Raw genomic sequence first — 26,287 nt, forward strand, 5'->3', positions numbered from 1 at the left:
GTAGGTATTGTTCATCATCTATTTTGTGAGCAAAATAGTAATTCTCAACAATTTCGGCTTATTGTCGAAGACCTTCAAAGACTTGGCTCTTTAGAGCCTAGCATTTGATGATATCGGAACGAAGTGTAGTGTGCTTCTGTCCCACCGTTTATTCAGGTTAGATACGCTAAGAGTCTGGGCATTTAGTTTATGTCCCAGATTTGCTTCAAAATACACTTGTGAAAAATAACACATGAGGAGGAAATAAGGACATGGCAAACAGAATGGTATTAAATGAAACATCGTATTTTGGTAAAGGAGCAATCAATGAGATTGTAGGCGAGTTTCAAAAGCGCGGCTTCCAAAAAGCGATTGTGATTACTGACAAGGATCTGATTAAGTTTGAGGTAGCGACGAGGGTAACAGCCTTATTGGATGGAGCAGGAATTGCCTATGCTACGTATGATGGCATCGTGCCTAACCCAACAATTAAAAACGTCACAGATGGTGTAGCGGCAGTGAAAGAGGCTGCTGCGGATTGTATTATTGCCATCGGTGGCGGTTCACCAATCGATACAGCGAAAGCAATCGGAATTATTGTGACCAATCCGGAATTTGCGGATGTGCGCAGCTTGGAGGGGGTAGCAGAGACGAAAAATCCTTGTTTACCAATCCTTGCGGTACCAACAACTTCAGGGACAGCAGCAGAGGTAACCATCAATTATGTGATTACAGACGAAGAGAATCACCGTAAGTTTGTTTGTGTCGATCCCCATGATATCCCAATCGTGGCATTTGTAGACAGCGACATGATGATGGGGATGCCGAAGGCGTTGGCGGCAGCGACAGGGATGGATGCCATGACCCATGCCATCGAAGGCTTCATCACGAAGGGCGCTTGGGAAATGACGGATATGCTGCATATCAAAGCAATCGAAATTATTGGTCGCTCGCTGAGAGCTTCTGTGAATGGCGATCAGACAGGCAGAGAAGAGATGGCGTTGGGGCAGTATATCGCTGGTATGGGCTTCTCGAACGTCGGCTTGGGCTTGGTGCACGGAATGGCGCATCCATTAAGTGCATGGTACAATATTCCTCATGGTGTAGCGTGTGCCTCTCTACTGCCGACAGTAATGAAATACAACAAAGATTTTACTGGTGAGAAATACCGTGAAATTGCCTTGGTACTGGGACTGGAAAATGCAGCTACCATGAGTATTGAAGCAGTTCGTGATGCAGCTTGTACAGCCATCGATCAGCTGAGTAAAGATGTTGGCATTCCGGCGACGATATCTGAGTTGGGTGTGAAGGAGGAAGACCTTCCACAAATTGCACAGGATGCGTTTAAGGATGTTTGTTCACCAGGCAATCCTCGTGATGCATCTGTAGAGGAAATTATTGCATTGTACCAAAGCTTAATGTAAAACGGCACGTGAAATAGCTCGGAAGAATCGACAGTTTTTAGAGAGAAAAGAAAACGATTGTTTTTAAACGAGCAGGGAAACGCTATCTTCATATTATCACTTGACCTCGAAAGCTTTTGCTTGTATTATACTACTTGGGCACCTTTTAAAAGGTCAGAAATTGAATGTTACTCGCTCCCTATTCATTTGGATAGGGGCGTTTTCTTTTTTTTATAAGAGTAATTTTATTCAATGTTCTCTCTAAATCATTTATACGAAGGGGTTTTTGTAATTATGACAAAATATATTTTTGTTACCGGCGGCGTGGTTTCATCTATAGGAAAAGGAATCGTAGCTGCCTCTCTCGGACGCTTACTGAAAAATCGTGGATTGAAAGTGACGATTCAGAAATTTGATCCTTATATCAATGTGGATCCGGGAACCATGAGTCCCTACCAGCATGGAGAAGTCTTCGTGACAGATGACGGTGCCGAAACAGACTTGGACCTGGGTCACTACGAGCGGTTCATTGATATCAATTTGAACAAATACTCAAATGTGACAACGGGGAAAATTTACTCAGAAGTATTAAGAAAAGAACGTAAAGGGGAGTACTTAGGAGCTACAGTACAGGTCATTCCTCATATCACGAACGAAATTAAAGAAAAAATCATGCGTGCAGCAAGTATGACAGACTCTGACATTATCATTACAGAGGTCGGAGGAACGGTTGGTGATATTGAATCATTACCTTTCCTTGAGGCATTACGTCAGATGAAGGCGGATGTAGGCTCGGATAATGTCATGTACATCCATACTACTTTAATTCCTTACCTGAAGGCTGCCGGAGAAATGAAAACAAAGCCGACACAGCATAGTGTGAAAGAATTACGCAGTTTAGGTATTCAGCCAAATATTTTGGTTGTGAGAACGGAACTTCCTGTTTCTCAAAACACAAAAAATAAGCTGGCACAATTTTGTGATGTTGCGCCTGAAGCGGTTATTGAGTCAAGAGATGTGGAAACACTGTACTCTATTCCTTTAGCATTGCAAGCTCAGAACATGGATCAGATTGTCTGTGATCATCTGAAGCTGGATGTCCCACAGGCAGATATGGAAGACTGGCGTGCACTGGAAGAAAAAGTGCTGAATCTGAAGAAAAAGACAAAAATTGCGCTTGTAGGGAAGTATGTTGAGTTGCCGGATGCTTATCTTTCTGTCGTTGAATCATTAAAGCATGCAGGCTTTGCTTTTGATTCAGATATTGACATTGATTGGGTTGATTCGCAACATGTTACTGCTGAGAACGTGGCTGAGCTGTTAGGTGAGGCAGATGGTATTTTGGTTCCCGGAGGCTTTGGCGATCGAGGTATCGAAGGGAAAATTGAAGCGATTCGTTATGCCCGTGAAAAGGATGTGCCATTCTTAGGAATCTGTCTAGGTATGCAGATGGCCTGTGTGGAGTTTGCACGTAACGTTGTTGGATTGGAAGATGCTGGTTCGGCTGAAACCAACCCTGATATAACAAACAATATTATCGATTTGATGGCAGATCAGGAAAATGTTGAAAACCTTGGAGGTACACTTCGTTTGGGTCTGTATCCATGTAAGCTGAAGAAGGGCAGTGTCACTGCACAGGCGTATGGCGATCAGGAGGTTGTTCAGGAACGCCACCGCCATCGTTATGAATTCAATAATAAATACCGTCAGCTTTTTGAAGATAATGGCTTAGTATTTTCAGGAGTCTCTCCGGACAATCGCTTAGTTGAAATTGTTGAAATTCCAGAGAATAAATTCTTTGTCGGTTGTCAATTCCATCCGGAGTTGATTTCTCGTCCAAATCGCCCACAATTGTTGATTAAAGGCTTTGTCGGTGCAGCTTTGGAAAATCAGAAATAAATCTATAGGTAATAGCTAGTACTATTGCTAAAGCAACGTCCAATAAGTGGCATACTTATTGGGCGTTTTTTGCATGCAGCAGAAGCTGGAGATTGATAGCTTACTCAGTTTCTGAGAAAGCCTATTTCATACAAAAAAGCATAGCTTTGAGATGGCTGAGGTATGCAAAATGCAGAGGTTGAAAAATCATCCATATGCTAAAATACATAAAGAAAATAAGGAGGACTGTTTATGAAAAGTGTAAAAAAAGTATTTGGGATGATCGTAGTATTGCTTGCTACAGTTCTTATTGCAACAGGCTGTACAAATGCGAACAACGCTGGTAAGTCAGCTGATTCAACAAGTAGTGAATCAGAAAAAAAAGATAAGAATAACATTGAAGGCTCTTGGTTCAGTGAATCTGGCTATGTTAGCAGGGAATTAAGTATCGATGACACAGATGCGATTCTTTCCTCAACCTATAGCGATAAGATTGGAACAGTTGATAAGGACGAAAAGACTATTACGCTAAAGGAATCTGGTAGTTCTGAAAAAGTATACACATACAAAATGATTAATAAAAAGCTGGTTTTGGAAAATGAAGAAGATAATGAAGTATTTACCTTTACCAGAGAGGCTCCTACCTCAGAAAGCAGCTCTTCAGAAGAAAGCTCAGAAAGTAAAAAGTCTACAAAAGCGAAAAGCGACGATAGCTCTTCAACAAAGGAATCAAGTAAAGAGAAGGATAAGGACAGCTCAAGTTCTTCAACGGAAAAAGCTACGGGAGAGCAAATGTATGCGGACGCGTTTATTGAGGTTTCAAAGGAAAACAGTATTATTTCCTTCAAGAATCTTACACAGGATGCTATTCGACTAAGCGGCGAAGCGACTCTGAACGGTGAACGTGTAATTAACATGTACGATTTCGGTGTTATTGGAGATATCGCAGCTTCCGGCGTGAAAACACAAACAGTCAGCAAAGTGAAGGTGACGGACATTGGTGATTCTTCTGAAAAAGAGGCTGGAGAAACCTTAGGTGGAGATAAGCTGGTGTACCATGAAATGAAGGCTGGAGAAACAATCACCTGGAGTGGAAAAATATTGAATGATGACTATGACACTCTAGCACAAATTTCCTTTACCATTAATTATTAATAAAGAAAAAGACACACCTGATTCGATTTCAGGTGTGTCTTTATTTCGGTTAAAAGATAGTAAAAGAAAATTTTGTAATGCTCCCTCAAGGCGAGGGAGTCGGTGTAGGTTCCGGCGTTGGCTCCGGTGTCGGAGGAGGTTCCTCCTCGGTGCTAGGAGTTGGTTCCGGTTCGGTACTAGGCGTTGGCTCTGGTTCCGGTTCAGGCTCTGTTGTCGGGTCTGGTGTTGGCTCTACCGACGGGCTTGCACTAGATGAACTAGACGAGCTTTCGCTACTTGATTCCGAAGTGGTCGTTGTATTTGAATAGGTTTCGCTGTAGACTGGCACTTGCGCCTGTCCTCCCTTAACGTATAGCTCAGTACCAATCCGAACAACGCTGTCGGGCATTTCCCAATCATCATTTGATACATTTTGAGAAAGGTAAAGCATCATTTCTCGATAGACGTCTGAAGCGACACCCCAATATTCTGAATGAATCGGAGTATCTCGATTTTCATAACCGGTCCAAACAGATATTGCATAATGTGTAGAGTATCCAACGAAGCTGCTATCAGGAGCAATATTAGATTCACCAACCATACCCATTCGTACTAAGTCTTCGTCAGAATAGTTAGATGTTCCTGTTTTTCCTGCTTGGACTAAACCGTCAATTGCAGCATTATTATAGCCTTCAGTAATAACATCCTTCAGCATATCTGTCATCATGTATGCGGTGGAATCCTTCATCGCCCGTGAGCTTTCTGTAGAAAATTCATCCACAGAATCATCCTGATAGACGACTTTACTTACGTAATATGGCTTGTTGTATGTTCCGCCGTTACCAAAAGCAGCATAAGCAGCAGCCAGCTTCAGGGAAGAGACTCCATATTTACCGCCACCCAAATCGCTTGTATTACTTGAAATGGCATTGGCTTGCTCGATAGGATTGAATTCGATATCAAGCCCTTTAAGGAATTCGCCTGCTTTATCAGCACCCACTGCATCAAAGGTTTGAACAGCGGTTGTATTTCTTGAGTAAACAATTGCTTTTCTCATCGTCATTGACCCAAAATATTGCAAATCTGAATTGTATACAGAAGTGGAGGTGCCTGCAAACGTTGTCGGCTTATCCACCAATATTTTTCCGGTAGAGTAATCCAAATACTCAATTGCAGGTCCATAATCGACCATCGGCTTCATTGTTGAACCAATATCACGACCTGTATTAACTGCCAGATTCTGAGTCAGCTGAGCATCATCAGGAATGTTTCTTCTGCCGATTTGAGCCTTAACTTGACCTGTCTTAACATCAATAACAGTAGAAGCGACCTGCATATCTGCATCCGGGTACTCAACATATTGGTCTGTATTGATAATATCGAACAAGTATTTTTGCGCAGTCATATCTAAGTTTGTGTAAATATCCAAACCATCTGTATAGACATTTTTTCCAGTCTTTTCTTCAACCTCAGCAATAACCTCAGTTACATAGTTATCAATGACTTTTCGATCAGCTGTCGATTGGTTGAGGGGCTGCAGACCTTCTTCCACAGGAGTGGCTACTGCCTGCTTGTATTCTTCTTCAGTAATTTTATCGTTCTGTTGCATCGTTAAAAGAACAACATCTCGACGTTCTTTGGCTAACTCAGGGTTTGTATAAGGATCATAGTCATTTGGCGCCTGAGGCATACCAGCAAGCAATGCTGTCTGCGGAAGGCTCAATTCTGCCAGTGGCTTACCGAAATAGGTCTGTGCAGCCGTCTCCATCCCGTACACACCGTTTGCCATATAAACTTTGTTTATATAATAGGTAAGGATTTCTGATTTTGAATTTTCTCTTTCCAGTTTTACCGCCATCCACGCTTCTTGAGCTTTTCGCTTTAAGGTCTGATCGGATGCTTTAGTGGAGAAGAAGGAAAGCTTAATTAACTGCTGTGTCAAAGTACTACCGCCTTGCAGTCCTCCTGTTTTAAGGTTTGAAAACAGTGAACCGATAATCCGAATCGGATCGATACCGTTGTGTTTGTAAAAACGTTTGTCCTCTACAGATACAACAGCGTCTTTCAGTAATTGAGGTACATCATTGGGCTGGATGATTTCTCGTTTCTCTGAACCAAGGTCTTCAAAAACTTCATTATTTATATCGTAAAGCTTAGAAGATACCGTATCGCTTAAGCGAGCTTCGTCCAGTTCAGGCGCATCCTTTGCATAAAACCAGAAAAGACCAACACCGCTCAGTAGGCCGATAAAGCCTAACGCAACAAGTCCAATCAGTATCTTTATAAAAATATTTTTTTTCTTTTTTGGTTTTCCGGTTCCGTCGGGTAAACCTGACGGAGGTTGGGTACCATGTTTTTGGGATCTTGTCCCGAATTCGCTTGCCATATTTATTTGCTCCTTTTTGATTTAACGTGTCTCGTTTTTCATTGCTTGAATATATGTATCAACTGCTTCCAAATAGGGTACTCTGGGGGCGAGACCAAGTGTAATCTCGATGCCTTCTGATTCCAGGGTACTTAAATGCAGAGATTTTTTACCATTTTGCTGCTCTGACCAATAATGAATCAGGCGTTCACCGCTAAAGAAAAAGCAGCGATTTAGAGATGAAAACCACAGCAGAACAAAACAAACTCCCTGCTGTGCAATGCATTGCTCCATATGAACGATTTGATGTTCGTGAAAATTTTTGAAGGGAAACGATGTTTTATTCTTAGTTTCCTTGGCTTCAAAATCCAAATAAAGACCCTTATATACTCCGTTATAATCTGTTGTGGAGGCCTGTCTAAAGTAGGCTTCCTTGATAACTGCTGCGCTTCTGCGAGGATAGTCAACCTTCACAATTTGGACAGGAGTAGGTTTCTTATGAACCACAGCGATACTGCGACTCAAATAATAGCTGTTGCTTTGATTAATCTCATCTTCAAAATCCATGCCCCGTTTACCAAAATCAACTGTCTTCTTTTTTTCTTGTTTTTTCTTCTTCATTGCTTCATTATTGTTGAAGGGGGTTCCGTTTGGATAATGAAAAACCATGTCTATCACACTCCTAGCGAATATTATATCAAAAAAAGCATATGAAAGAAAAGGAAAGTCTTATGGAAGTCGTAAAAACGGTTTTTGTTACCGGATATCGCAGCTTCGAGTTGAATGTTTTTCAAGACAATGACCCGAAAGTAGCGGTTATTAAAAAAATGTTAAAAAGTGAGCTGATTAACTTTATCGAAGAGGGAGTTGAGTGGTTTCTAATTGCCGGCAACCTCGGAATTGAGTTGTGGGCGGGAGAAGTAGTTTTAGAGTTGAAGGCTGAATACGAAGTAAAATTGGGAATATTGTTTCCTTTTCAAGGTTTTGGGGAAAACTGGAATGAAAAAAACAAGCTTCTATTAGAAAAGATAGAAGGACAGGCAGATTATGTTGATTTTGTCAGTCGCCGTCCATATCAGTCGCCGGCACAGCTAAAAGGACATACAACCTTCATTTTGACACACTCTCAGGCAGCGCTGTTAATCTATGATAAGGAATATCCCGGGAAAAGTATGTTCTTTTTACGAGACGCCGAAGCCTTTGCAGAGACACATTTTTATGAAAATCGGTTAATTTCTATGGATGATTTACAAAATTTTTCTCATGAATAAAGAATCTGTTTGATTTTCCGTCTGTTTTTAGATACAATAAAAATGTTGAATTATGAATTGGGCTAATGAGTAAAGAATATAATGAGGTGTAGATATGGCAAATTTAATATACAACCCAAAAGAAATCTTACAAAAAGAATTCAAATCAAAAATGCGCGGCTATGATCCAATTGAAGTTGATGAGTTTTTAGATAATGTCATCAAAGATTACGAAGCATTTAATAAAGAAATCTTGGCATTACAGGAAGAAAACAGTCGTTTGACTGCGAAGCTTGATCAGGCATCTAAGGTATCACAAACAATGCCTTCAAGAAGTGCAGGCATGCAAGAAGCACCTAAGAGTGCTGCTGTGACAAACTTTGATATCTTAAAGAGATTGTCTAATCTTGAAAGAGAAGTTTTTGGTAAGAAGCTGGATGAAACTCCGGCACCGACGCGTACAGCTCCAGTGTATGAATCAGCACCTCAACCATCACATGACAATGCTGAGACACGTCAATTTTAATCAGTGATAGATAGCTCTTGCGAAAGAATCAACAGATTTCTTTCGCAGGATTTATGCAAGTGGATACCTGTAATTTTCGGGTTACCGCGGTCTGATTAATTCAGACTGAGGAAAGTCCATGCTCGCACAGGCTGAGATGTCTGTAGTGTTCGTGCTTAGCGAAATCATAAGCTAAGGTACTCTTTGGAGTAACGGCAGGAAAAATGACTAAGGCTTCGGCTATGTTTGAGTATCCTTGAAAGTGCCACAGTGACGAAGCAGTACGGGAAACTGTACTGGTGGAACGCGGTAAACCCCTCGAGCGAGCAACCCAAATTTTGGTAGGGGCACTCTTCTAAAGGAAATGAACGAGTAGAAGAGGCAGAATACTTCTGCAGATAGATGGTGACCGTCAGTTTTTTTGCCTGAGAAAAGACTGATACAGAACATGGCTTATAGAAAATTACAGGCAATCAGGCTGACCTTCCAACATTGTTGTGAAGGCTTTTTTTACGAATAGGGAAGAGATAGATATCTAACTAATCAAGGCAGTAAGAAGAATAAATGAACCAGCTGCAGCTGACGATAGAGCTGAAAACAGTAGTGTATTTTGCTTCAGAGAGCAGCTGCTTGAAGAGATAGAATGGTAGACAGAAGATAGAGACAGCACATCAGAGGCAGAAGTAATTTGAGGATGATGAGTAAGTGACAACCATAGAATAGGAGAGCTAGCATGACGGATAAAAAATATCAGCTTGTTGCAACAGCGGCCAGTGGGCTTGAAGCCTTAGTCGGAAAAGAATTAAAGGATCTTGGCATTCCGTGTCAGGTAGAAAACGGCAGAGCTCGTTTTGAAGGAACAACAGAAACAATCGCTACGGCAAATTTATGGCTAAGAACGGCTGACCGTGTCAAAATTGTTGTTGGTGAATTTGATGCTTACAGCTTTGATGAATTGTTTGAAAAGGTCAAGGCTTTACCTTGGGAGGATTATCTGCCATTTGATGCGGAATTTCCTGTTGCGGGTAAATCAATTAAATCAAAACTGTATAGCACACCTGATTGTCAGGCAATCACAAAGCGTGCAATTGTGAATCGTCTTAGAGATGTGTATCATCGCCCAGCAAGTGTTCCACTGCCTGAAAGTGGCGCATTTTTCCAACTGGAAGTGGCTCTTTTGAAGGATCATGTTATGGTAACCTTGGATACGACCGGACCAAGCTTGTTTAAGCGTGGTTACCGTTTGGAAAAAGGCGGGGCACCACTTAAAGAAAACATGGCAGCAGCATTGGTTCTGCTTACGAACTGGCGGAAGGATCGCCCGTTTTATGATCCTGTTTGCGGTTCAGGAACGTTGTGTATCGAAGCAGCACTGATGGGTCACAATATTGCACCTGGGTTTAATAGAGAATTTGCTTTTGAAGCGTGGGAATGGTTTGACCCAGCGGTTATTGAAAAGGTACGTGCAGAAGCAGAGGCACAAGCGGATTACGATATAGAATTGGATATCACAGGTTCAGATATCAATGGCAGAATGATTGAGATTGCTCAAGCCAATGCAGAAGAAATCGGATTGGGCGATTCTATTCAGTTTAAGCAATTGGCCTTGAAGGATTTTTCTACTGATAAAGAATACGGTGTCATCGTTGCAAATCCGCCATACGGAGAACGTTTGGGTGATGAAGAAGCGGTGAGAGAGCTGTACAAAGAGATGGGGCACGTGTTCCGTCCGTTGAAAACCTGGAGCAAGTATATCTTGACCAGCGACCTTTCCTTTGAACAATATTATGGAGCAAAAGCGACCAAGAAGAGAAAGCTTTATAACGGGGCACTACGCACCGATTTATTCCAATATTGGGGCGAACGTCCGCCAAGAAAACCAAGAACAGAAAACGAGGGATAGTTATGAATGAAACATCTTTTCTAAGAGAGATAAAAGAGATAGATATGCTGAATCAGTCGTTGGGTCTTTTAGAGTGGGATGGCCAGACTGGGATGCCTGATGCCTCAAGCAGTTTTCGAGGAGATGTTGTCGGCTATTTGAACAAGCTTGCCTTTGAGAAAAATACCGGACCTGTTATTCAAGAAGCAGTAGCCTATTTTACTGAGCATCCGGAAGAGCTTTCTGAGGTTGGTAAAGAGGTGTTCAACGAAGTAAAGGAAGACTATGAACGAAACCACAGTATTGCTCCTGAAAGAATGGAAGCCTATCATGGCGAGATTTCCAAAGCGCACACCGCATGGCTGAATGCTAGAGAGAAAAAGGATTTCGGCGAGATGAAAACAGCGATTGGCAATCTGATTGCCTTTCTAAAGGAATTCATTCCTCACTGGCAAAAGGATGAAAAAACACCCTATGATGTGTTGCTGAATCAGTATGAACCGGGTTTGACGGTAGAAAAACTGGATCAATTATTTGACGAGTTAAAAACTGGGATTATGGCAATCAGAAAAGAAATTGCCGAAAAGGGTAAGACTCCTCGGACAGACTTTCTATCACGTCCTGTCACAAAAGAGCAGCAAAAGCGCTTTGTGGTAGATGTTGCACAACAGCTGGGCTATGATTTTTCTAAGGGCCGATTGGACGATACAGTTCATCCATTTATGCTTGATTTGAACAGAAATGACGCAAGAATTACTACGAGATGGGATGAGGAAAACTTTTCGATGGCTGTTTTCGGTGTGATTCACGAGGCCGGACATGGGATATACGAACAGAATATCGATCCAAAATATGATTATACACCGTTATCAACAGGGGCTTCTATGGGTATTCATGAATCGCAGTCTCTCTTCAACGAAATCATCCTTGGCAGCAGTCGCAGTTTTTGGAAAAAGCAGTATCCCTTATTCCAAGAATACACAGAGGGAACCTTTGATGATATTGATTTTGATACGTTCTACAGAGGACTAAAGGAAACCAAGTCAAGCTTAATCCGTATTGAAGCAGATAGCCTTACTTATCCGCTGCACATTATTATTCGCTATGAAATCGAAAAAATGATTTTCAATGAAGAGGCTGCTCTTGAAGAGCTGCCAAAATTGTGGGCAGATAAATATGAGGAGTATCTGGGCATTCGTCCGGAGAACGACCTGGAAGGGATTCTTCAAGATGTTCACTGGTCAGGCGGCAGCTTCGGCTACTTCCCGTCCTATGCGCTGGGGTACATGTACGCTGCACAATTGAATCATACGTTAAAGCAAAAGGTTAAGGTGGAAGATGTGCTGTTGTCAGATAACTATGCACCAATCTATAATTGGATGACAGAAAACATTCATCGCTTTGGCGCATCAAAAAAACCAAATGAGTTAATTGTTGCTGCAACAGGTGAAGAGCTTCGTTCAGATTATCTCATCGACTACATGAAATCTATTTATTTTGATGTTTATCAAATTGACTCAGCAGAATAAGGTGCATTCAAGTAATTATGTATAAATTCAAGCCCAACCAACAGACTATTGATTGGGTTCTCAAGAAGGGGATGGATAATCATGCTGTCGATTAATGACTACTTATTGGCTGGTGAAACGACTCTTTCTAATCTGGTTATCGAGAATTATCGTAAAATCGGATTGAGTGACGAAGAATTTCTATTCTGGCTTCAGCTCTATCGCTCCCAAGCGAAAGGGGATTTATTTCCGGATCTCGTATCAATCAGCGAGATAATGGCAAAACCCAAAGCATTGATATTTCAGCTTTTGAATGAGCTGGTATCTAAGGGCTGTATCCGAATCGATACGAAGAAAAATGAACAGGGACAGATGATGGATACCTATGATTTGCTTCCTATTTTTCAAAAAATAGAAGCGGTGCAAAAAAATCAGACTACTCAAAATCAATTACAGTCCGAGGAAGAAGCCATCAAGCAGCTGTATCAGAATTTTGAAAAAGAGTTTTCACGCCCACTTTCTCCAATTGAGCTGGAAATGATTAGCCAATGGCTTGAGACGGATAACTATAAGCCGGAGCTGATTCGTCTGGCGCTGAAAGAGGCGGTATTGAACCAAGCGTATAGCTTGAAGTACATTGATCGGATATTACTTGCTTGGGAACGGAAGAACTTTACGACAAAAGAACAGGTTGCAGAAGACCAGAAACGACGGAAGCAAGCCCTGATTCAAAAAGAGATTGAAGAAGAAAGTCGGACACAAGAGGAACTGCCAAAAGTGACATTACACAATTGGCTGAACCCTGAGGACAGCGAATAGGAGGAACCTTATGATTTCAAAAGCAAAGACAATGGAAGCAATCACGATTATGTATGAGATGTTTCCTGAGGCTGTCGGCGAGCTGCAGCATAAGAATCCTTTTGAACTATTGATTGCTGTCATTCTAAGTGCTCAGGCAACCGATGTATCTGTCAATAAGGCAACTCCGGCACTTTTTGCCGCCTATCCTACACCGGAAGCTATGGCAGCAGCACCGCTAGATGATTTGATTGATAAGATAAAAACGATTGGTCTCTATCGGAACAAAGGGAAAAATATTAAGGCCTGTGCTGCACAATTGATTGAACGCTATGGCGGTGAGGTCCCAAAGACCAGAGAAGAGCTGATTACATTGCCCGGTGTGGGTAGGAAAACAGCGAACGTTGTCATGGGGGATGCATTTGGAGAGCCTGCAATTGCAGTAGATACTCATGTTGAGAGAGTATCAAAACGACTGAGAATTTGTAAACTGGATGCCAGTGTGACAGAGGTTGAAGAAACCTTAATGAAGAAGGTGCCAAAAGAGCTATGGGTAAAAACACATCACACCATGATTTTCTTTGGGCGATATCATTGCTTAGCGAGAAATCCAAAATGTGAGGTTTGTCCGCTTCTCTACATGTGTCAGGATGGAAAAAGCAGAATGCAAGTGAAAAAGAAGTAGTAACAAATGAAGCGAACTAAAAAAACAGCCATCTGAGGATCAAATCATTCATTGATTCTCAGATGGCTGTTTGTCTCTAACCGATGCCTGTAACGAAGTAAAAGAGCTTGTCAGAGTATGTTGGCTCTTTTAAGTCTGTCTTAACAGTCTCATTCAAAAGTGTCATGTAGTCAGTAATAATGCCATCTACGCCATAAAACATCATACGAGTCATCGTATCTTCATCGTTCACGGTCCAAGCATAAACCTTCTTGCCGTCGCTATGAGCAGCATCAATAAAGTTTCGGTTTAGTGTGGTGTATTCCATTGTAAAGAAATCTACCGTCGCGATAGGAGGTCCTACAATGTTGAAGGGGAGAATATACCCGACGTAAAACTGAGGTTCAATTTTCTTTAGCTTTGCTGCAACGTCAAAGGTTAAGGTGTGAATGATATGATTTTCTGCTAAGATGGTTTCTCGATATTTAGAAACAAATCGGTCAACCATATCAGGGCTATCCTGAGGCGTTGCTTTAATTTCAATTAAAAGGCGCTGATTTATTTTTTTTGCTTCCGCCAAATAATCATCAAAGGAAACAAGGGGCTGCTCCATGCCATTTTCCTTAACAGTTAACTGCTCAAGCTCTGCCAAGGTCAGCTGATTTGGTCGTTTATTGACACCGGTCAATGCCTTCAAATTGAAGTCATGCATCACAACAAACTGCTTGTCCTTTGTTTCTTGGATATCCATCTCTACATAAGAAGGATGGAGCTTGCTTGTTTTCCTTAACGCATCTAAGCTGTTTTGCACGCTATTGCTATCATCTACTCCTCGATGGGAAATTGTCAGCGGCTTCTTAATGGAATAGTTACTCAAGTAGTTTGTATTGTAAGTACCAACGCCGATACCAAAGAGAACAGCGATAAAAGCAAAACCGGCTGCTTTTCCAAAGGTCCAAGGTTTTGCAGGAGTTGCCTCTTCACGTCTATACCAAGAAGGTAGTTCCGGAAGAAAGCCTTCATCATCCATAAAATCAATTGTGATATAAAAAATCCCAACAGTGGACAAAACGATATTCAGTAAGAACATCACCTGTAGCAAGGTCATTGCAATAACTGCTCCCGGTAGTGCATAGGTTGGAAGGTATACTTCAATTCCAGATTGAGCAAGAAAAATCAGGGAATAACCAATTGCGGAAATCAAAAGAATCGTACCGCCGATGAGTATGAATTGACCCAAGATTTTGAAAAACCGCTTTTTAGTGCTTGCCCAGCTTTCCTTTACAGCTTCCTTAAATGTCAAATCCCTCAAAATCATCTCCGGTAAAGCAAAAATCAGCCGTACAGAGAGGTAAATCAATAGGAGATAGGCAACAATTACTGAGGCAACAATAATGACCCGATTGGCAAAAATATAGTCCAGAATAAAAGCTGGAATCTTAATTTTAGAAAGAAGATCAGAGTTGAAGCTCAATCCGCTGAAGGGAAGAATAAGAAAGAAATAAAACAGAAAGAACAGAATAGTGCTGGGTTTGATTTTTTTCAACTGGCTGATTGTTCCGACTAACAGCTGTCTCAATGAAATTGGTTCTTTCTTTTTGATAAAGAAAACACTTAACAGTAAAAAAGTGAATTCCACGAACACGCTGATAAGAATAGTCAATAAAACAAGCAGGAGTGCGATCAAGACACCGGGATGCTTATTAAGGATTATTCCAATCGAGTCATAGGAAAGGTAATCGATTTTCCCTTGTCTTAGAATAAAACGGGTAAGGCTCGAAAGAAATGGCAATAAAATAAAAAGCATAAAGCCGTGAAGCAGCAAGACATCACGAAAATAAGCAGTTGTGCTTTTTAAGAAATCAATAAGGTTAATTATACTGTTTTTGAAGTAGTTCATGTTGGCTCATCCTATCTATGTCTCCGTTAGTAAATGAAGGAGTTTTTCTATGTGGTGTGGGAAAGAAGTGACGAATGAAAAGCGACTATGATTAGATAATCGCTGTCATCAATACTCGATTTTTATTATCGTTCAAAATTGGAAAAAATCGGGATAGAAGTGTTAAGATGCTTCGAAAACAACTATTCTTCAGCTTTAGGTACAAAGAAAGCTTGGGATTTGAGTGCTATCCCAAGCTCCTAGTATCATTATAAAGAGTTCCGCTTTAAAAGCCTAATAAAGTGTTCAAATAACCGCCTCCGTAAATCAAGGCTAAGCTATAAATGGCAATCGATAAAGGTTTACCTAAAATGATAATTAATGTAAATTTTTTAAGCGACATTTTAGTCATTCCAGCGAGTAAACATAGTGCATCGTCTGGCGAGAATGGAAATAGAATTGCTAATGTAAATAATCGCTCAAACCGGTTTTCATTATCTAACCAACCAATATATTTATTATAGGTCTTATCGCTGATTAAGCTCAGTACGAACGGTTTGCCGTATTTTTTACTAAGCATAAAGATGATAACTGAACCAATTGCAATTCCAACATAATTGTAGATAAATCCTGCAACCGGACCGAAGATTAAAACACCTGCTGCACAGCTGATGCCGCCTGGAATGATTGGAATCACGACCTGTATAATTTGAATGAACATAAAGATTATCGGACCGAGAATGACGGAATTACCGACCAGCCCTCTCAAGGCATTTGTATCTTGGAAAACACCTAGTTTTAAAAAGTAAACAGTCACGATTATAGTAGCAACAATTCCGATAACGGAAACCATTTGAATAATTTTTCTTGAAAGAGCTATACTCATCTATCTCATCCCCTTGTTGTTGTAATGATAATCTATTCAAGTAGGCCTCTTCTTGAGGTTACATTTATTCTATCATTGTTTTGCCTATAAATTGAATAACAATATTGTAAGGAAGCGCGGTCTAAGCAAAAGCCAATGCTTCATCCTGTGAATCTATTGTCATTATAGCCTGTTTTATAGTTGTGTACATCAAACTTTAGCCTGAAAATAATTATTTTAGAGCTTAATTAAGGAAAGTGTTTTGAAGCGACTGGCTGGAAGAATGGAAGCAACAGGCGTAAAATCAGTGTAAACTGAAGAGTTAGCAATGTGGAGAATGAGTAAACGAACAGCTTTGTCACAGTTATTAAGAATGAATAAAGGAAGGGCTAATCCTTCAAGTTTTTAGTGGAGGGCCATTTGTTCGTAGTATTCAATAGCGAAAAATGATAAAATAAAAAAGATTATGAATGAAATGAGGTCTTTACGTGGTTGAATATTTAAATGTGGGAAAAATCGTGAATACACAAGGAATCAAAGGTGAGGTAAGAATCATTTCGCAAACTGATTTTCCGGAGCTTCGCTATAAGAAAGGTTCAGTACTAACGCTTTTTCAAGATGGAAAGAAGCCGGTTCAGCTTGTTATCAAGAGTCATAGAAAGCATAAAAATTTCGATATTGTAAGTTTTGAGGAGCATCTATCAATTAATGATGTGGAGAAATATCGAGATGGGATTTTGAAAATCGAAAAAGATCAAGTCGGCGAGTTAGAAGATAATGAATTTTACTATCATGAAATTATTGGCTTGAAAGTATTCGATGAGGCAGGTACAGAACTGGGGAAAATCAAAGAAATTCTTTCTCCGGGAGCAAACGACGTCTGGGTTGTACAGCGAGTAAAGAAAAAGGATTTGTTGCTTCCTTACATTGAGTCTGTCGTTAAAAAAGTGGATGTTGCCAATGGTCAAGTCGTTGTAGAGATTCCAGAAGGATTGATTGACGATGAAGATTGATATTCTGACATTGTTTCCTCGGATGTTTGAAGGACCACTAGGTGAGTCAATTATAGGAAAGGCTGTAGAGAAAGAGCTATTGGATATTCAGGTATTCAATTTTCGAGATTTCTCAGACAATAAGCATCAAACCGTTGATGACTATCCTTATGGCGGAGGCGCAGGTATGCTGTTGAAAGCACAGCCAATATTTTCAGCAATGGACGCGATCGAAGAACAGGCGCCTCAAACGAAAAAAAGAGTCATTTTACTTGATCCGGCAGGGAAACAATTTGATCAGTCAATGGCTGAGGAGTTTTCACAGGAGGAGCATCTGGTATTTATTTGTGGACACTATGAAGGCTATGATGAACGGATTCGAACGCTAGTGACAGATGAAGTATCATTGGGGGATTATGTTCTTACCGGAGGCGAGTTGGGAGCCATGGTTATGGTGGATGCAACCGTTCGACTGCTGCCTGAGGTATTAGGAAATAATCTGTCGGCACAGACAGATTCCCATTCTACAGGTCTGTTAGAACACCCGCAATACACGCGTCCGGCAGAGTTCAATGGGATGATGGTTCCGGAAGTATTAATGAATGGGAATCATAAGCTGATTGAAGAGTGGCAGCTGAAGGAATCGCTTCGGCGAACCTACCAACGAAGACCTGATATGCTTGAAAAGCTGGAGCTGACAGAGCAAATGAAGAAAATGCTTCAGGAAGTGCAACAAGAAGAGCAAGAATAGGTGATATCGAGCCAAGTTAGTTGAGACAAAGCCTGAATTTATGCTAAGGTAAGCCTTGGACATAAATACTAGAACAGGAACCAAAGGTGTCTGAAAAGACACTCTTGGTTCCTGTTTTTTGATAATTATTTAGCTCGATGAAGTCGTACTAAAATGCTGGGCAATCCACCGGATAATGAAACGGCTGCATTGCGAAGCTGCTTCTGAATCTACAGCTTCTCTTTCCAGAAGATAAAAATTCCGTTCATAGCTGTCAGGCAATGGAATTGTATGAAGTTCATCCGTTTCTCTTGAAGAAATAATTGAACGGCCGATACCCATTTTCAGTAATTTTAAAATCAATTCATTACTGTTCATTTCTAAAAAAGGACCGGTAATATTGTTTTCTTCAAAGTATCGCTTGGAATAATGATAAACGCCTGATGTAGGTTCGCGAACCAGCCATAGTTGTTCTGAAGGCTCACCTGCAATAACAAGCGTATCGGAAAGTAATGTTGTGCGCTTCAATGTTCCTGTTTGTAAAGGCATTTCGATAAAACCAAGATCCGCTTCATGCTTATTCATCGCATTCAATACATCTAAAGAATTACAAAGTGTAACCTTAAAGGCAATTTTTGGAAAAACTGCAAGTAATGCTTGTAACAATTCAGGAAGGGCCTTTAATGCAAAGGTCTGAGAAGCTGAAATTCTGATTGTTTCATTGGCTGCGGACTGATTCATGACAAGCTGCCGTGTTTTTTCCCAACTTTCTAAAAGATCCAAGGACTGGTTATAGAGTAAGTCAGCTTGGGTGGTTGGCATGATTTTTCTCCGTCCATTTCGAATGAACAGGGTGGTAGACAGCTCATTTTCAAGCTGCTTGATTTGTGCGGAAACAGTCGGTTGAGAAACAAAGAGAATCTCTGCAGCTTCTGAAAAATTCAGTGTTTCATAGACGACCTTGAAGGTTTCCAATAATTTAAACAAAGAAATCACTTCCATCTGTTTTTATGATACTAACTATCATAACAATAAATAAATAGAATGGAAAGCGAGGTGTATAATAGCAATATAAAATCAATGAGGGACAAAACAATTTATTGTTTATTGAATGAATCGGGCAATGGATTTAAGCTAAAGTATTGTGCGACTACGTTCATATAGATAGAGGAGGAAGACAAATGAAGTTTCGAAGCTTTTTAGAATCAATCACTAAAAATTCACTTGTTTCTGGGGTGATTTTATCTTTTCTAGTAGCATTAATCAGTAAAGGGCTGGCAATTTTTTTGCCTCAGCTGGGTGGAGCAACCATTGCCATTCTATTAGGTATTGTTTTTGGGAACACCATGGGAAACCAAGACCTTTTTGATAAAGGAACAAAATTCTCTGAAAGCAAGCTCTTGGAAATATCTGTTGTATTATTAGGTGCCACAGTGACCTTTCAAACGGTTGCGGAAATCGGCATCAAAGGTGTGATTTTTATTGTACTGTTGATGTCCGGAACTATTCTATTTACCTATAAGGTAGGTAAACTTCTTTGCTTTAATCAATCAATGGCTTTAATGATGGCCGGAGGGAATGCGGTCTGCGGTTCTTCTGCAATTGCGTCAATTGCGCCAGTCATTGGAGCGAAGGATGAAGAAAAAGGGCAGATTATTACATTGGTCAATTTGTTGGGAACGATTATGATGCTGACATTACCATTTATTGGCTTGGCGTTATTCGGTGATGGACTGATTGCTAAAAGCGCTCTACTAGGTGGGACGTTACAATCTGTCGGACAGGTTGTGGCAGGAGCCAGTCTCCTAAATGAAGAAGTCGTTCAGTTTGCGATGTTGTTTAAGATTCTACGTATTTTACTATTGGTGGTCGTTGTTTTCGTATTTGAAAAATGGGCTTCTCGTACAGCTGTTCCGCAGGAAACTACTGCAGTGGGCAAATCAAAGAAAAAAACTTTGCCTTGGTACGTTACTGGTTTTCTAGTTGTTTGTATCATCAATAGTGTTTTTCATATTCCGGCGCTTTTATCAGAGTCAGCTCATTTCGTCAGCGGATGGTGTGAGGTAACTGCGCTTGCGGCAATTGGACTGCGGTTGAATCTGAAAAAATTCTTGAAGGAGGGACCTAAGTTTATGATTTATGGTCTTTCAGTAGGTGCATTTCAGACGATTGGTGCAATCGTATTGATTTTTCTATTACTAAAAGGATGATTTTCTAAAAGTTGTTTTTATCATAGGTCGGGACAAAAGCGATGAACTCCGAGAATTAAGAGGGAATATCCGAAAATAGTTTCTTCATATTTTCATGATAGCTCGGCTTAATTCCGAAGGAGTTGCTTTTGTACCGCCGTTTATCCGTGTATGGATAGGAACAGAGTTTGGGACAAAAATAAAGGTCCAAACTCTGTTTTTGTTTTAGCTATAATTATTTTTTATGAAGCTTCTTTGCATCATTGTTTCGATAGTTATTCTAGTTTGTGAAAAAAATTCTCGCTTTTCTATAAAAAAAGTGACTTTTTTCGTATTTTTGTCAATTTGTTATTGTCTTGTGTGTTTTCAAAAAGGTATAATGAAATAGAGAGTTTTATTGTTTTTACAGAATATTTTCATGCGTAGTCAATATTTTTCAGCATAGAATAATTTTTTTGTTATATAGATAATTTCACAATCTTTTGTTGCTCGTTCCCTTTGTTTGTATAAGGAGGTCTAGAAGTGGCTAAAATTGCACAGGCTTTTGCAAAGTTTAGAGGGGGGATTCATCTCTCTCATTCTAAAAATACGAAAGAAAATGTAACCGCTATCATAAGTGATCCGTCGTTAGTGGTTATTCCCATGCAGCAACATATTGGCGGGGCATGTCAGCCGATAGTGAAAAAGAAAGATGTCGTGAAAATTGGACAAGTAATTGGTCAATCAACAGCGTATGTATCAGCCCCCATTCATGCCTCAATTTCCGGAAAAGTAAAAGCGATTAAGCCAATTTTACTTTCTAATGGAAAGATGTGTGAAGCAATCCATATAGAAAATGATGGGCTGCAGACTCTTGGTCCCGATTTGAAGCCAATTACTGTAAGAAGCAAAGATGAGCTGCTTCAGGCCGCCTATGATAGCGGATTAGTAGGAATAGGTGGTGCCGGCTTTCCACTACATGTTAAGCTTGCCAACAAAGAGAATCATTTCATTGATTGTTTGATTGTTAATGGAGCGGAATGCGAGCCATATATCACTTCAGATTATCGTGAAATGATGGAATATCCTCAGCGTATCATTGCCGGAATGGAAATAGTGATGCGCTATTTGGGTATTAAAAAAGGAATAATAGGGATTGAAGAGAACAAACCGGAAGCTATTGAGCGCATCAATAACTATCTACAAGACCGAGCAGATACATCCCAGATGATTGAGGTGATGGCGTTACCTGTCAAGTATCCTCAAGGGGCTGAGAAAATGCTGGTGTATGCAACAACAGGTAGAAAAATAGGGAAGGGCAAGCTGCCGGCACAGGCGGGGTGTCTTGTACTCAATGTTTCGACTGTTTCTTTGTTTCAGCATTACTTAGAAACAGGTATTCCTTTGGTGAGTAAGCGGATAACCGTATCAGGGGATAGCTTTACTTGTCCGCAAAATGTATCTGTACCTTTGGGAACCTCTATAGGAGAACTGGTAGAGTTCTGCGGCGGCTTTTCCCAGCCTCCCAATAAGCTGATTTTAGGCGGACCGATGATGGGCATTGCCCAGTATACACTGGATATCCCAATCACGAAACAGAATAACGCCTTAATCGCATTAGGAAAAGGGAATGAACTTCCGGATGAATCGCCCTGCATTCGTTGTGGTCGCTGTGTGACTGCATGTCCACTATCATTAATGCCGGTTCAAATTGAGCGTTCAGTGAAAATGGACGATGCAGCGATGCTTCAAAAACTAAATGCTTCTGCTTGTATGGAATGCGGGTGCTGTTCCTATGTTTGTCCATCGGGACGTAAACTGGTGCAATATATGAAACAGGCTAAAGTGATAGCAGGGAGGGCGAATACATGAACCAAACGACAGAAGACTTGACAGTTTCTGTATCTCCTCATCTTCACAGCGGCAGAACAAGTCGCAGTATCATGTTAGATGTGATTATTGCACTGCTTCCGGCGATTGCTGCCTCCGGGATTATTTTTGGTCCCAGAGCCTTGATACTGATTGGTGTGACCGTATTTTCCTGTGTGGCAAGCGAGTATGTATTTAGGCGAGCAATAAAACGTCCGCAAAGTATCTACGACTTGACTGCTGTTGTTACAGGGATTTTGTTGGCGTTGAATTTACCTGTATCGTTGCCGTTTTGGATGGCAGCGCTTGGTGGAGCTATTGCAATTATCATTGTCAAACAGTTTTTCGGCGGTGTTGGGCAAAACTTTGTTAATCCTGCGATTACAGCGAGAATTGTTCTGCTTATGTCCTTCGCTTCGCAGATGAATGTGTGGAAGGAGCCGTTTCATTATTTGTCTGATACCACAGATATCGTTTCCTCTGCGACCTATTTTAGTAATGCGGCAGCAGGAAAACTACCGTCTATTACCGATATGCTGTTGGGCATTCGAACGGGAAGCCTCGGTGAGACCTGTGCTATCGCTCTAATTATAGGCGGTATCTATTTAATTATTCGTAAGGTGATTTCTCCATGGATACCTCTTTGTTTTATAGGAACTGTTGCTGTATTAAGTATGGTGCTTGGCGGCGATCCGCTGTATCAGGTTCTATCAGGAGGCTTGTTGTTAGGAGCGATTTTTATGGCGACAGATTATACAACTTCACCAATTAATACGAGAGGCAAAATTATTTTTGCTGTAGGCTGTGGTTTGATTACTGTCCTTATTCGATTTTATGCGTCATTGCCTGAAGGTGTCTCCTATGCCATTTTACTTATGAACATTTTAGTGCCTCATATTGAAACTCTGACGATACCAAAAGTATTTGGAGAAAAGCGAGGCGATATCAATGAAACAGTCAAATAGACGAGCTGTTCTATCCGGTACATTATGTTTGGTTCTTATCTGTTTTGTCGTAACACTGACTGTTGCTGGTACTCGATTTGTCTTCAAAGAAAAAATTGCCGCACAGGAGTGGCAGAAACAGGAGCAGTCAATGAACCAGCTATTGCCGGCAGATGAATATAAAGAACTCTTGCTGGAAAAAGATCAAGAGGCCTATAGGGCATTAGATCAAAGCGGAACGACAGTAGGGTATATTTTTGTCACAGAGTCCTATGGCTATGGCAGCCTGATTCGCGTTATGAGTGGTATTGCAGAAGGCGAAGTTGTAGGTATTGAGGTTTTGGATTGTACAAATGAGACACCTGGGCTGGGACAAAAGGTAGCAGAAGATTCGTTTAAAAAACAATTTCAAGGTGTGACTGCGTTGCCTACTATAATAAAAACAGCTCCTGAAGAAAAGAATGAGGTGGAGGCTGTGACTGGTGCAACGAAATCGTCAACCGCAGTAGCAGAAGCCGTTAATAACGCATTAGACCTGTACCAGACATATGCTGAGTCGGACAAAAAGTGAGAAAGTGAGGGAACCCTGTTGGAAAAATCAAAACTACTATCTATTTTTACAAAAGGAATTATTAAAGAAAATCCTGTACTGATATTAATCCTTGGTACTTGTCCGGCGCTTGCGGTGACAACCTCTGCGATGAACGGCCTTGGGATGGGCGCAGCAGCGACAGTTGTTTTGCTCGGTTCGAATGTTGTTATCTCCTCTTTAAGAAAAGTAATTCCGGATCGAGTACGTATCCCTGCATTTATCACTATCATTGCCGGCTTCGTAACAGTCGTTCAGCTGTTGATAAAGGCATTGGCACCTGCGTTGGATACTACATTAGGAATTTACCTGCCATTGATTGTAGTCAATTGTATTATTCTTGGAAGAGCAGAGGCCTACGCAAAAAATCATTCCGTTCTGCACTCTGCGTTAGATGGTTTGGGGATGGGTGTCGGCTTCACTCTGGCATTACTGCTCATGGGAGGAATAAGAGAGCTTCTCGGCAGCGGCATGCTTTTTGGCCTACCAATTACTTCAGGCTTCATTAGCCCAATGACGGTTATGCTCCTACCACCTGGTGGATTTTTCGTTTTTGGTATGCTAATCATGCTTGTCAATAAGCTGGGTGAGCGAAAAAATGTCAGAGAGCTTGATTGTTCCTCCTGTCCGATTGTGGAGGCTTGCCCAAGCGTGGAAAATTGTAGTAGTGAAGAAAAGGGAGGCGATGCTTGATGCAGATGATGCTGACCATTTTAGTTGCAGGTATTTTAACCGATAATTTTGTATTGGCACAATTTTTGGGTATTTGTCCATTTCTTGGCGTTTCTAAAAAGCTGGACACTGCTGTTGGTATGGCTTTAGCAGTAACCTTTGTTATGGTTATTGCCACCTGCGTGACGTATCCGATTTACACCGTTGTTCTCGTTCCATTAGGCTTAGATTACTTACAGACAATCGTTTTTATTCTGGGAATTGCTGCGTTGGTTCAGTTGGTGGAAATTTTACTGAAGCGTTATATGGAACCGCTTTATAGATCGCTTGGTATCTATCTGCCGTTGATTACGACGAACTGTGCAGTGCTTGGAGTTACCTTACTTCATCATGCAAAAAACTATACATTTCTACAAGCATTAGTAAATGCTTTTGCCGGTGGTCTGGGTTTTTTATTGGCCATGGTAATTTTTGCAGGTGTGCGCCAACGATTAGAGGGGAATGATATTCCGGAGGCATTAAAAGGAATGCCGATTACATTGGTATCTGCCGCAATTGTTTCTTTGTCGTTTCTTGGATTTGCCGGTCTGGCAGAAGGCCTATTCAAATAATCGGGAGGAGGAAGAACATGATAGAAAGCATTGTTGCACCTCTTCTCATCGTATCCGGACTTGGTTTATTTGCTGGTATTGGGTTATCAATTGCTACAATCATTTTTGACAAGCCAGCAGATAAAAGAGAAGAGGCTCTTAGAGAAACACTTCCAGGAATTAATTGTGGTGCTTGCGGATTTACCGGCTGTGAGGGGTATGCTAAAGCAATGGCGGCAGAAGAAGCCGGAGCTAATCTTTGTACGCCGGGTGGTATTGAGGTTCAAACACACCTATCTGAGATTTTAGGCACCGATGTGGGTGATTATCAACGAACGGCTGCCTTTGTTCACTGTAATGGCAGCTGTAATCATACGAAAGAAAAAATGAGCTATACTGGAGCAGAGACCTGTTATGGTGCGAGTCAACTTTTTGGTGGTCCCGGCAGTTGTCAGTTTGGCTGCATGGGGTACGGTGATTGCGAGGTGGTCTGTGCGTATGATGCAATCCATGTTGAGGATGGAGTAGCTGTGGTTGATGGAGATAAATGTGTGGGTTGTTTAGAGTGTATTGATGCGTGTCCTAAACAGCTTATTCAGATGCTGCCGGCGGCGGAAATAGCAGCAGTAGCTTGTTCTAATCATGAACGAGGAGGAGCAGTTAGGAAGCTTTGTGAGGTGGGGTGTATTGCCTGTAGTAAATGTGTGAGAAGTTGTTCAAGTCAGGCAATAACGATAGAAGATTCCTTGGCAGTCATTGATCCTGCGCTTTGCACGAACTGCGGCAGCTGTATAGAAATTTGTCCGCAAAATTGTATCGTTGAAGTAAATATGTGCGTCAAGTCAGGTTAATCTCAGAGGTAAGGCTTCTTCAGTTGAAATGAAGATTTTAAAGAAGAGCTAGTGAATGATGATAAAATTCTCTGAGTAGCAAAAAAATCTGACTAAAACCGAGATTTATCAAGGATTTAAAGAAAAATTCCTTTACAGTGAATTTTGGCTGTGCTAAAATGATTTGGTGAGTGCAAAAGTACTCATCTATTACGATATTCCGCTGTGACAATTGCTCATAAGAATGTTTTGTATAAGGAGAAGGATAAAATGAATCCATTGATCGAAGAATTAACAAAGGAACAACTGCGTTCTGACATTCCAGCATTTCGCCCAGGGGACACTGTACGTGTTCACGCGAAAGTTGTCGAAGGTACTCGTGAACGTATCCAGATTTTTGAAGGTGTTGTAATCAAACGCCGCGGAGCTGGAATCAGCGAGACTTACACAGTACGTAAGATCTCTGGCGGTGTAGGTGTGGAACGTACATTCCCATTACACACTCCACGTGTTGCTCAAATCGAAGTAGTTCGCTACGGTAAAGTACGTCGTGCAAAACTGTACTACCTACGTGCATTACACGGAAAAGCAGCTCGTATCAAAGAAATCCGTCGTTAATTCATTATTATCGAATGAGATTGAACCCCTTGAGAAATCAAGGGGTTTTTTGTTTTTGTTAATGACTTTAGTCGGTTTCAATCACTAAAGTGATTGAAACAAAAAAACCACGCGTACTGCGCGTGGAAGAAGTAGCTTTAGCGATAAAACTCCTTTCGATATACTAGATAAAGGC

The 26,287-nt window shown here is 41.0% G+C and carries 24 protein-coding genes and 1 other RNA gene; 20 read left to right on the plus strand and 5 right to left on the minus strand.

The features are described 5' to 3' along the window. Positions 1 to 251 precede the first annotated feature (251 nt). The 3 genes from fucO to IW510_RS08510 all read left to right on the plus strand — a co-directional run bounded on the left by fucO (position 252) and on the right by IW510_RS08510 (position 4,415). Positions 252 to 1,403 carry a lactaldehyde reductase gene (gene fucO / locus IW510_RS08500; protein ID WP_202058575.1) on the plus strand — a complete coding sequence of 384 codons (1,152 nt, stop codon included), beginning with the start codon at positions 252 to 254 and terminating at the stop codon, positions 1,401 to 1,403. A gap of 273 nt (positions 1,404 to 1,676) precedes the next feature. Beyond that, a complete protein-coding gene (locus IW510_RS08505; protein ID WP_202058577.1) occupies positions 1,677 to 3,281 on the plus strand; it encodes a CTP synthase in 1,605 nt (534 codons plus the stop codon). 231 nt (positions 3,282 to 3,512) lie between these two features. After that, positions 3,513 to 4,415 (plus strand): hypothetical protein, encoded by a 903-nt coding sequence (locus IW510_RS08510; RefSeq protein ID WP_202058579.1) that lies wholly within the window; start codon positions 3,513 to 3,515, stop codon positions 4,413 to 4,415. A gap of 85 nt (positions 4,416 to 4,500) precedes the next feature. Here IW510_RS08510 and IW510_RS08515 read toward each other — a convergent pair whose 3' ends face one another. Then, positions 4,501 to 6,780, minus strand: coding sequence for a PBP1A family penicillin-binding protein (locus IW510_RS08515; protein WP_202058581.1), 2,280 nt, complete (start codon positions 6,778 to 6,780; stop codon positions 4,501 to 4,503). A 21-nt stretch (positions 6,781 to 6,801) separates the two neighbouring features. After that, positions 6,802 to 7,428 (minus strand): Holliday junction resolvase RecU, encoded by a 627-nt coding sequence (gene recU / locus IW510_RS08520; protein ID WP_202058583.1) that lies wholly within the window; start codon positions 7,426 to 7,428, stop codon positions 6,802 to 6,804. A gap of 62 nt (positions 7,429 to 7,490) precedes the next feature. Here recU and IW510_RS08525 point away from each other — a divergent pair, with 62 nt between their 5' ends. The 7 genes from IW510_RS08525 (at position 7,491) to nth (ending at position 13,387) form a co-directional block, all read left to right on the plus strand. Beyond that, the gene (locus IW510_RS08525) at positions 7,491 to 8,030 is read left to right on the plus strand and encodes a DUF1273 domain-containing protein (protein ID WP_202058585.1); all 540 of its coding nucleotides are present in this window, start codon (positions 7,491 to 7,493) and stop codon (positions 8,028 to 8,030) included. 94 nt (positions 8,031 to 8,124) lie between these two features. After that, positions 8,125 to 8,535, plus strand: a complete 411-nt coding sequence (gene gpsB, locus IW510_RS08530) for a cell division regulator GpsB (protein WP_202058587.1) — start codon at positions 8,125 to 8,127, stop codon at positions 8,533 to 8,535. A gap of 72 nt (positions 8,536 to 8,607) precedes the next feature. Further along, an RNA gene (gene rnpB / locus IW510_RS08535) (RNase P RNA component class B) lies at positions 8,608 to 8,975 on the plus strand. Between the two features lie 272 nt (positions 8,976 to 9,247). Then, positions 9,248 to 10,417: a THUMP domain-containing class I SAM-dependent RNA methyltransferase gene (locus IW510_RS08540; protein ID WP_202058589.1), complete on the plus strand. Its 1,170-nt coding sequence runs from the start codon at positions 9,248 to 9,250 to the stop codon at positions 10,415 to 10,417. 2 nt (positions 10,418 to 10,419) lie between these two features. After that, the gene (locus IW510_RS08545) at positions 10,420 to 11,925 is read left to right on the plus strand and encodes a carboxypeptidase M32 (RefSeq protein ID WP_202058591.1); all 1,506 of its coding nucleotides are present in this window, start codon (positions 10,420 to 10,422) and stop codon (positions 11,923 to 11,925) included. 81 nt (positions 11,926 to 12,006) lie between these two features. After that, the gene (locus IW510_RS08550; protein ID WP_202058593.1) at positions 12,007 to 12,723 is read left to right on the plus strand and encodes a DnaD domain-containing protein; all 717 of its coding nucleotides are present in this window, start codon (positions 12,007 to 12,009) and stop codon (positions 12,721 to 12,723) included. Positions 12,724 to 12,733: 10 nt separating this feature from the next. Beyond that, positions 12,734 to 13,387 carry an endonuclease III gene (nth, locus tag IW510_RS08555; RefSeq protein WP_202058595.1) on the plus strand — a complete coding sequence of 218 codons (654 nt, stop codon included), beginning with the start codon at positions 12,734 to 12,736 and terminating at the stop codon, positions 13,385 to 13,387. A 76-nt stretch (positions 13,388 to 13,463) separates the two neighbouring features. Here the strand turns inward: nth and IW510_RS08560 are convergent, their stop codons facing one another. Then, positions 13,464 to 15,266 carry a glycerophosphoryl diester phosphodiesterase membrane domain-containing protein gene (locus tag IW510_RS08560; RefSeq protein WP_202058597.1) on the minus strand — a complete coding sequence of 601 codons (1,803 nt, stop codon included), beginning with the start codon at positions 15,264 to 15,266 and terminating at the stop codon, positions 13,464 to 13,466. 265 nt (positions 15,267 to 15,531) lie between these two features. Beyond that, complete coding sequence (locus IW510_RS08565) at positions 15,532 to 16,131, minus strand: TVP38/TMEM64 family protein (protein ID WP_202058599.1); 600 nt, start codon at positions 16,129 to 16,131, stop codon at positions 15,532 to 15,534. A gap of 467 nt (positions 16,132 to 16,598) precedes the next feature. Between IW510_RS08565 and rimM the strand changes: the two genes are divergently transcribed. After that, positions 16,599 to 17,123, plus strand: a complete 525-nt coding sequence (gene rimM, locus IW510_RS08570) for a ribosome maturation factor RimM (protein ID WP_202058601.1) — start codon at positions 16,599 to 16,601, stop codon at positions 17,121 to 17,123. Continuing rightward, the gene (gene trmD, locus IW510_RS08575) at positions 17,113 to 17,853 is read left to right on the plus strand and encodes a tRNA (guanosine(37)-N1)-methyltransferase TrmD (protein ID WP_202058603.1); all 741 of its coding nucleotides are present in this window, start codon (positions 17,113 to 17,115) and stop codon (positions 17,851 to 17,853) included. Before rimM ends, trmD begins: the two co-directional genes overlap by 11 nt. A 129-nt stretch (positions 17,854 to 17,982) precedes the next feature. On the opposite strand, the gene IW510_RS08580 is transcribed toward trmD, so the two are convergent. Further along, on the minus strand, positions 17,983 to 18,828 hold the full coding sequence (locus IW510_RS08580) for a LysR family transcriptional regulator (RefSeq protein ID WP_330932643.1): 846 nt from the start codon (positions 18,826 to 18,828) through the stop codon (positions 17,983 to 17,985). 185 nt (positions 18,829 to 19,013) lie between these two features. Between IW510_RS08580 and IW510_RS08585 the strand changes: the two genes are divergently transcribed. The 8 genes from IW510_RS08585 (at position 19,014) to rplS (ending at position 26,112) form a co-directional block, all read left to right on the plus strand. Further along, positions 19,014 to 20,042, plus strand: coding sequence for a YeiH family protein (locus IW510_RS08585; protein ID WP_202058608.1), 1,029 nt, complete (start codon positions 19,014 to 19,016; stop codon positions 20,040 to 20,042). A gap of 501 nt (positions 20,043 to 20,543) precedes the next feature. Next, the gene (gene rsxC, locus IW510_RS08590) at positions 20,544 to 21,872 is read left to right on the plus strand and encodes an electron transport complex subunit RsxC (RefSeq protein ID WP_202058610.1); all 1,329 of its coding nucleotides are present in this window, start codon (positions 20,544 to 20,546) and stop codon (positions 21,870 to 21,872) included. Beyond that, the gene (locus IW510_RS08595) at positions 21,869 to 22,834 is read left to right on the plus strand and encodes an RnfABCDGE type electron transport complex subunit D (protein ID WP_202058612.1); all 966 of its coding nucleotides are present in this window, start codon (positions 21,869 to 21,871) and stop codon (positions 22,832 to 22,834) included. The genes rsxC and IW510_RS08595 overlap by 4 nt, the downstream gene beginning before the upstream one ends. Continuing rightward, positions 22,818 to 23,384 carry an FMN-binding protein gene (locus IW510_RS08600; RefSeq protein WP_202058614.1) on the plus strand — a complete coding sequence of 189 codons (567 nt, stop codon included), beginning with the start codon at positions 22,818 to 22,820 and terminating at the stop codon, positions 23,382 to 23,384. Before IW510_RS08595 ends, IW510_RS08600 begins: the two co-directional genes overlap by 17 nt. Positions 23,385 to 23,402: 18 nt before the next feature. Beyond that, positions 23,403 to 24,095: an electron transport complex subunit RsxE gene (rsxE, locus tag IW510_RS08605; protein WP_202058616.1), complete on the plus strand. Its 693-nt coding sequence runs from the start codon at positions 23,403 to 23,405 to the stop codon at positions 24,093 to 24,095. Further along, complete coding sequence (locus IW510_RS08610; protein ID WP_202058618.1) at positions 24,095 to 24,685, plus strand: electron transport complex protein RnfA; 591 nt, start codon at positions 24,095 to 24,097, stop codon at positions 24,683 to 24,685. Before rsxE ends, IW510_RS08610 begins: the two co-directional genes overlap by 1 nt. Positions 24,686 to 24,702: 17 nt before the next feature. Beyond that, positions 24,703 to 25,515 carry an RnfABCDGE type electron transport complex subunit B gene (locus IW510_RS08615; RefSeq protein WP_236674670.1) on the plus strand — a complete coding sequence of 271 codons (813 nt, stop codon included), beginning with the start codon at positions 24,703 to 24,705 and terminating at the stop codon, positions 25,513 to 25,515. A 249-nt stretch (positions 25,516 to 25,764) separates the two neighbouring features. After that, positions 25,765 to 26,112, plus strand: a complete 348-nt coding sequence (gene rplS / locus IW510_RS08620; RefSeq protein ID WP_202058620.1) for a 50S ribosomal protein L19 — start codon at positions 25,765 to 25,767, stop codon at positions 26,110 to 26,112. Positions 26,113 to 26,287: the final 175 nt, after the last annotated feature.

The organism is Enterococcus sp. BWR-S5, assembly GCF_016745255.1.
Classification (GTDB): Bacteria; Bacillota; Bacilli; order Lactobacillales; family Enterococcaceae; genus Enterococcus_L.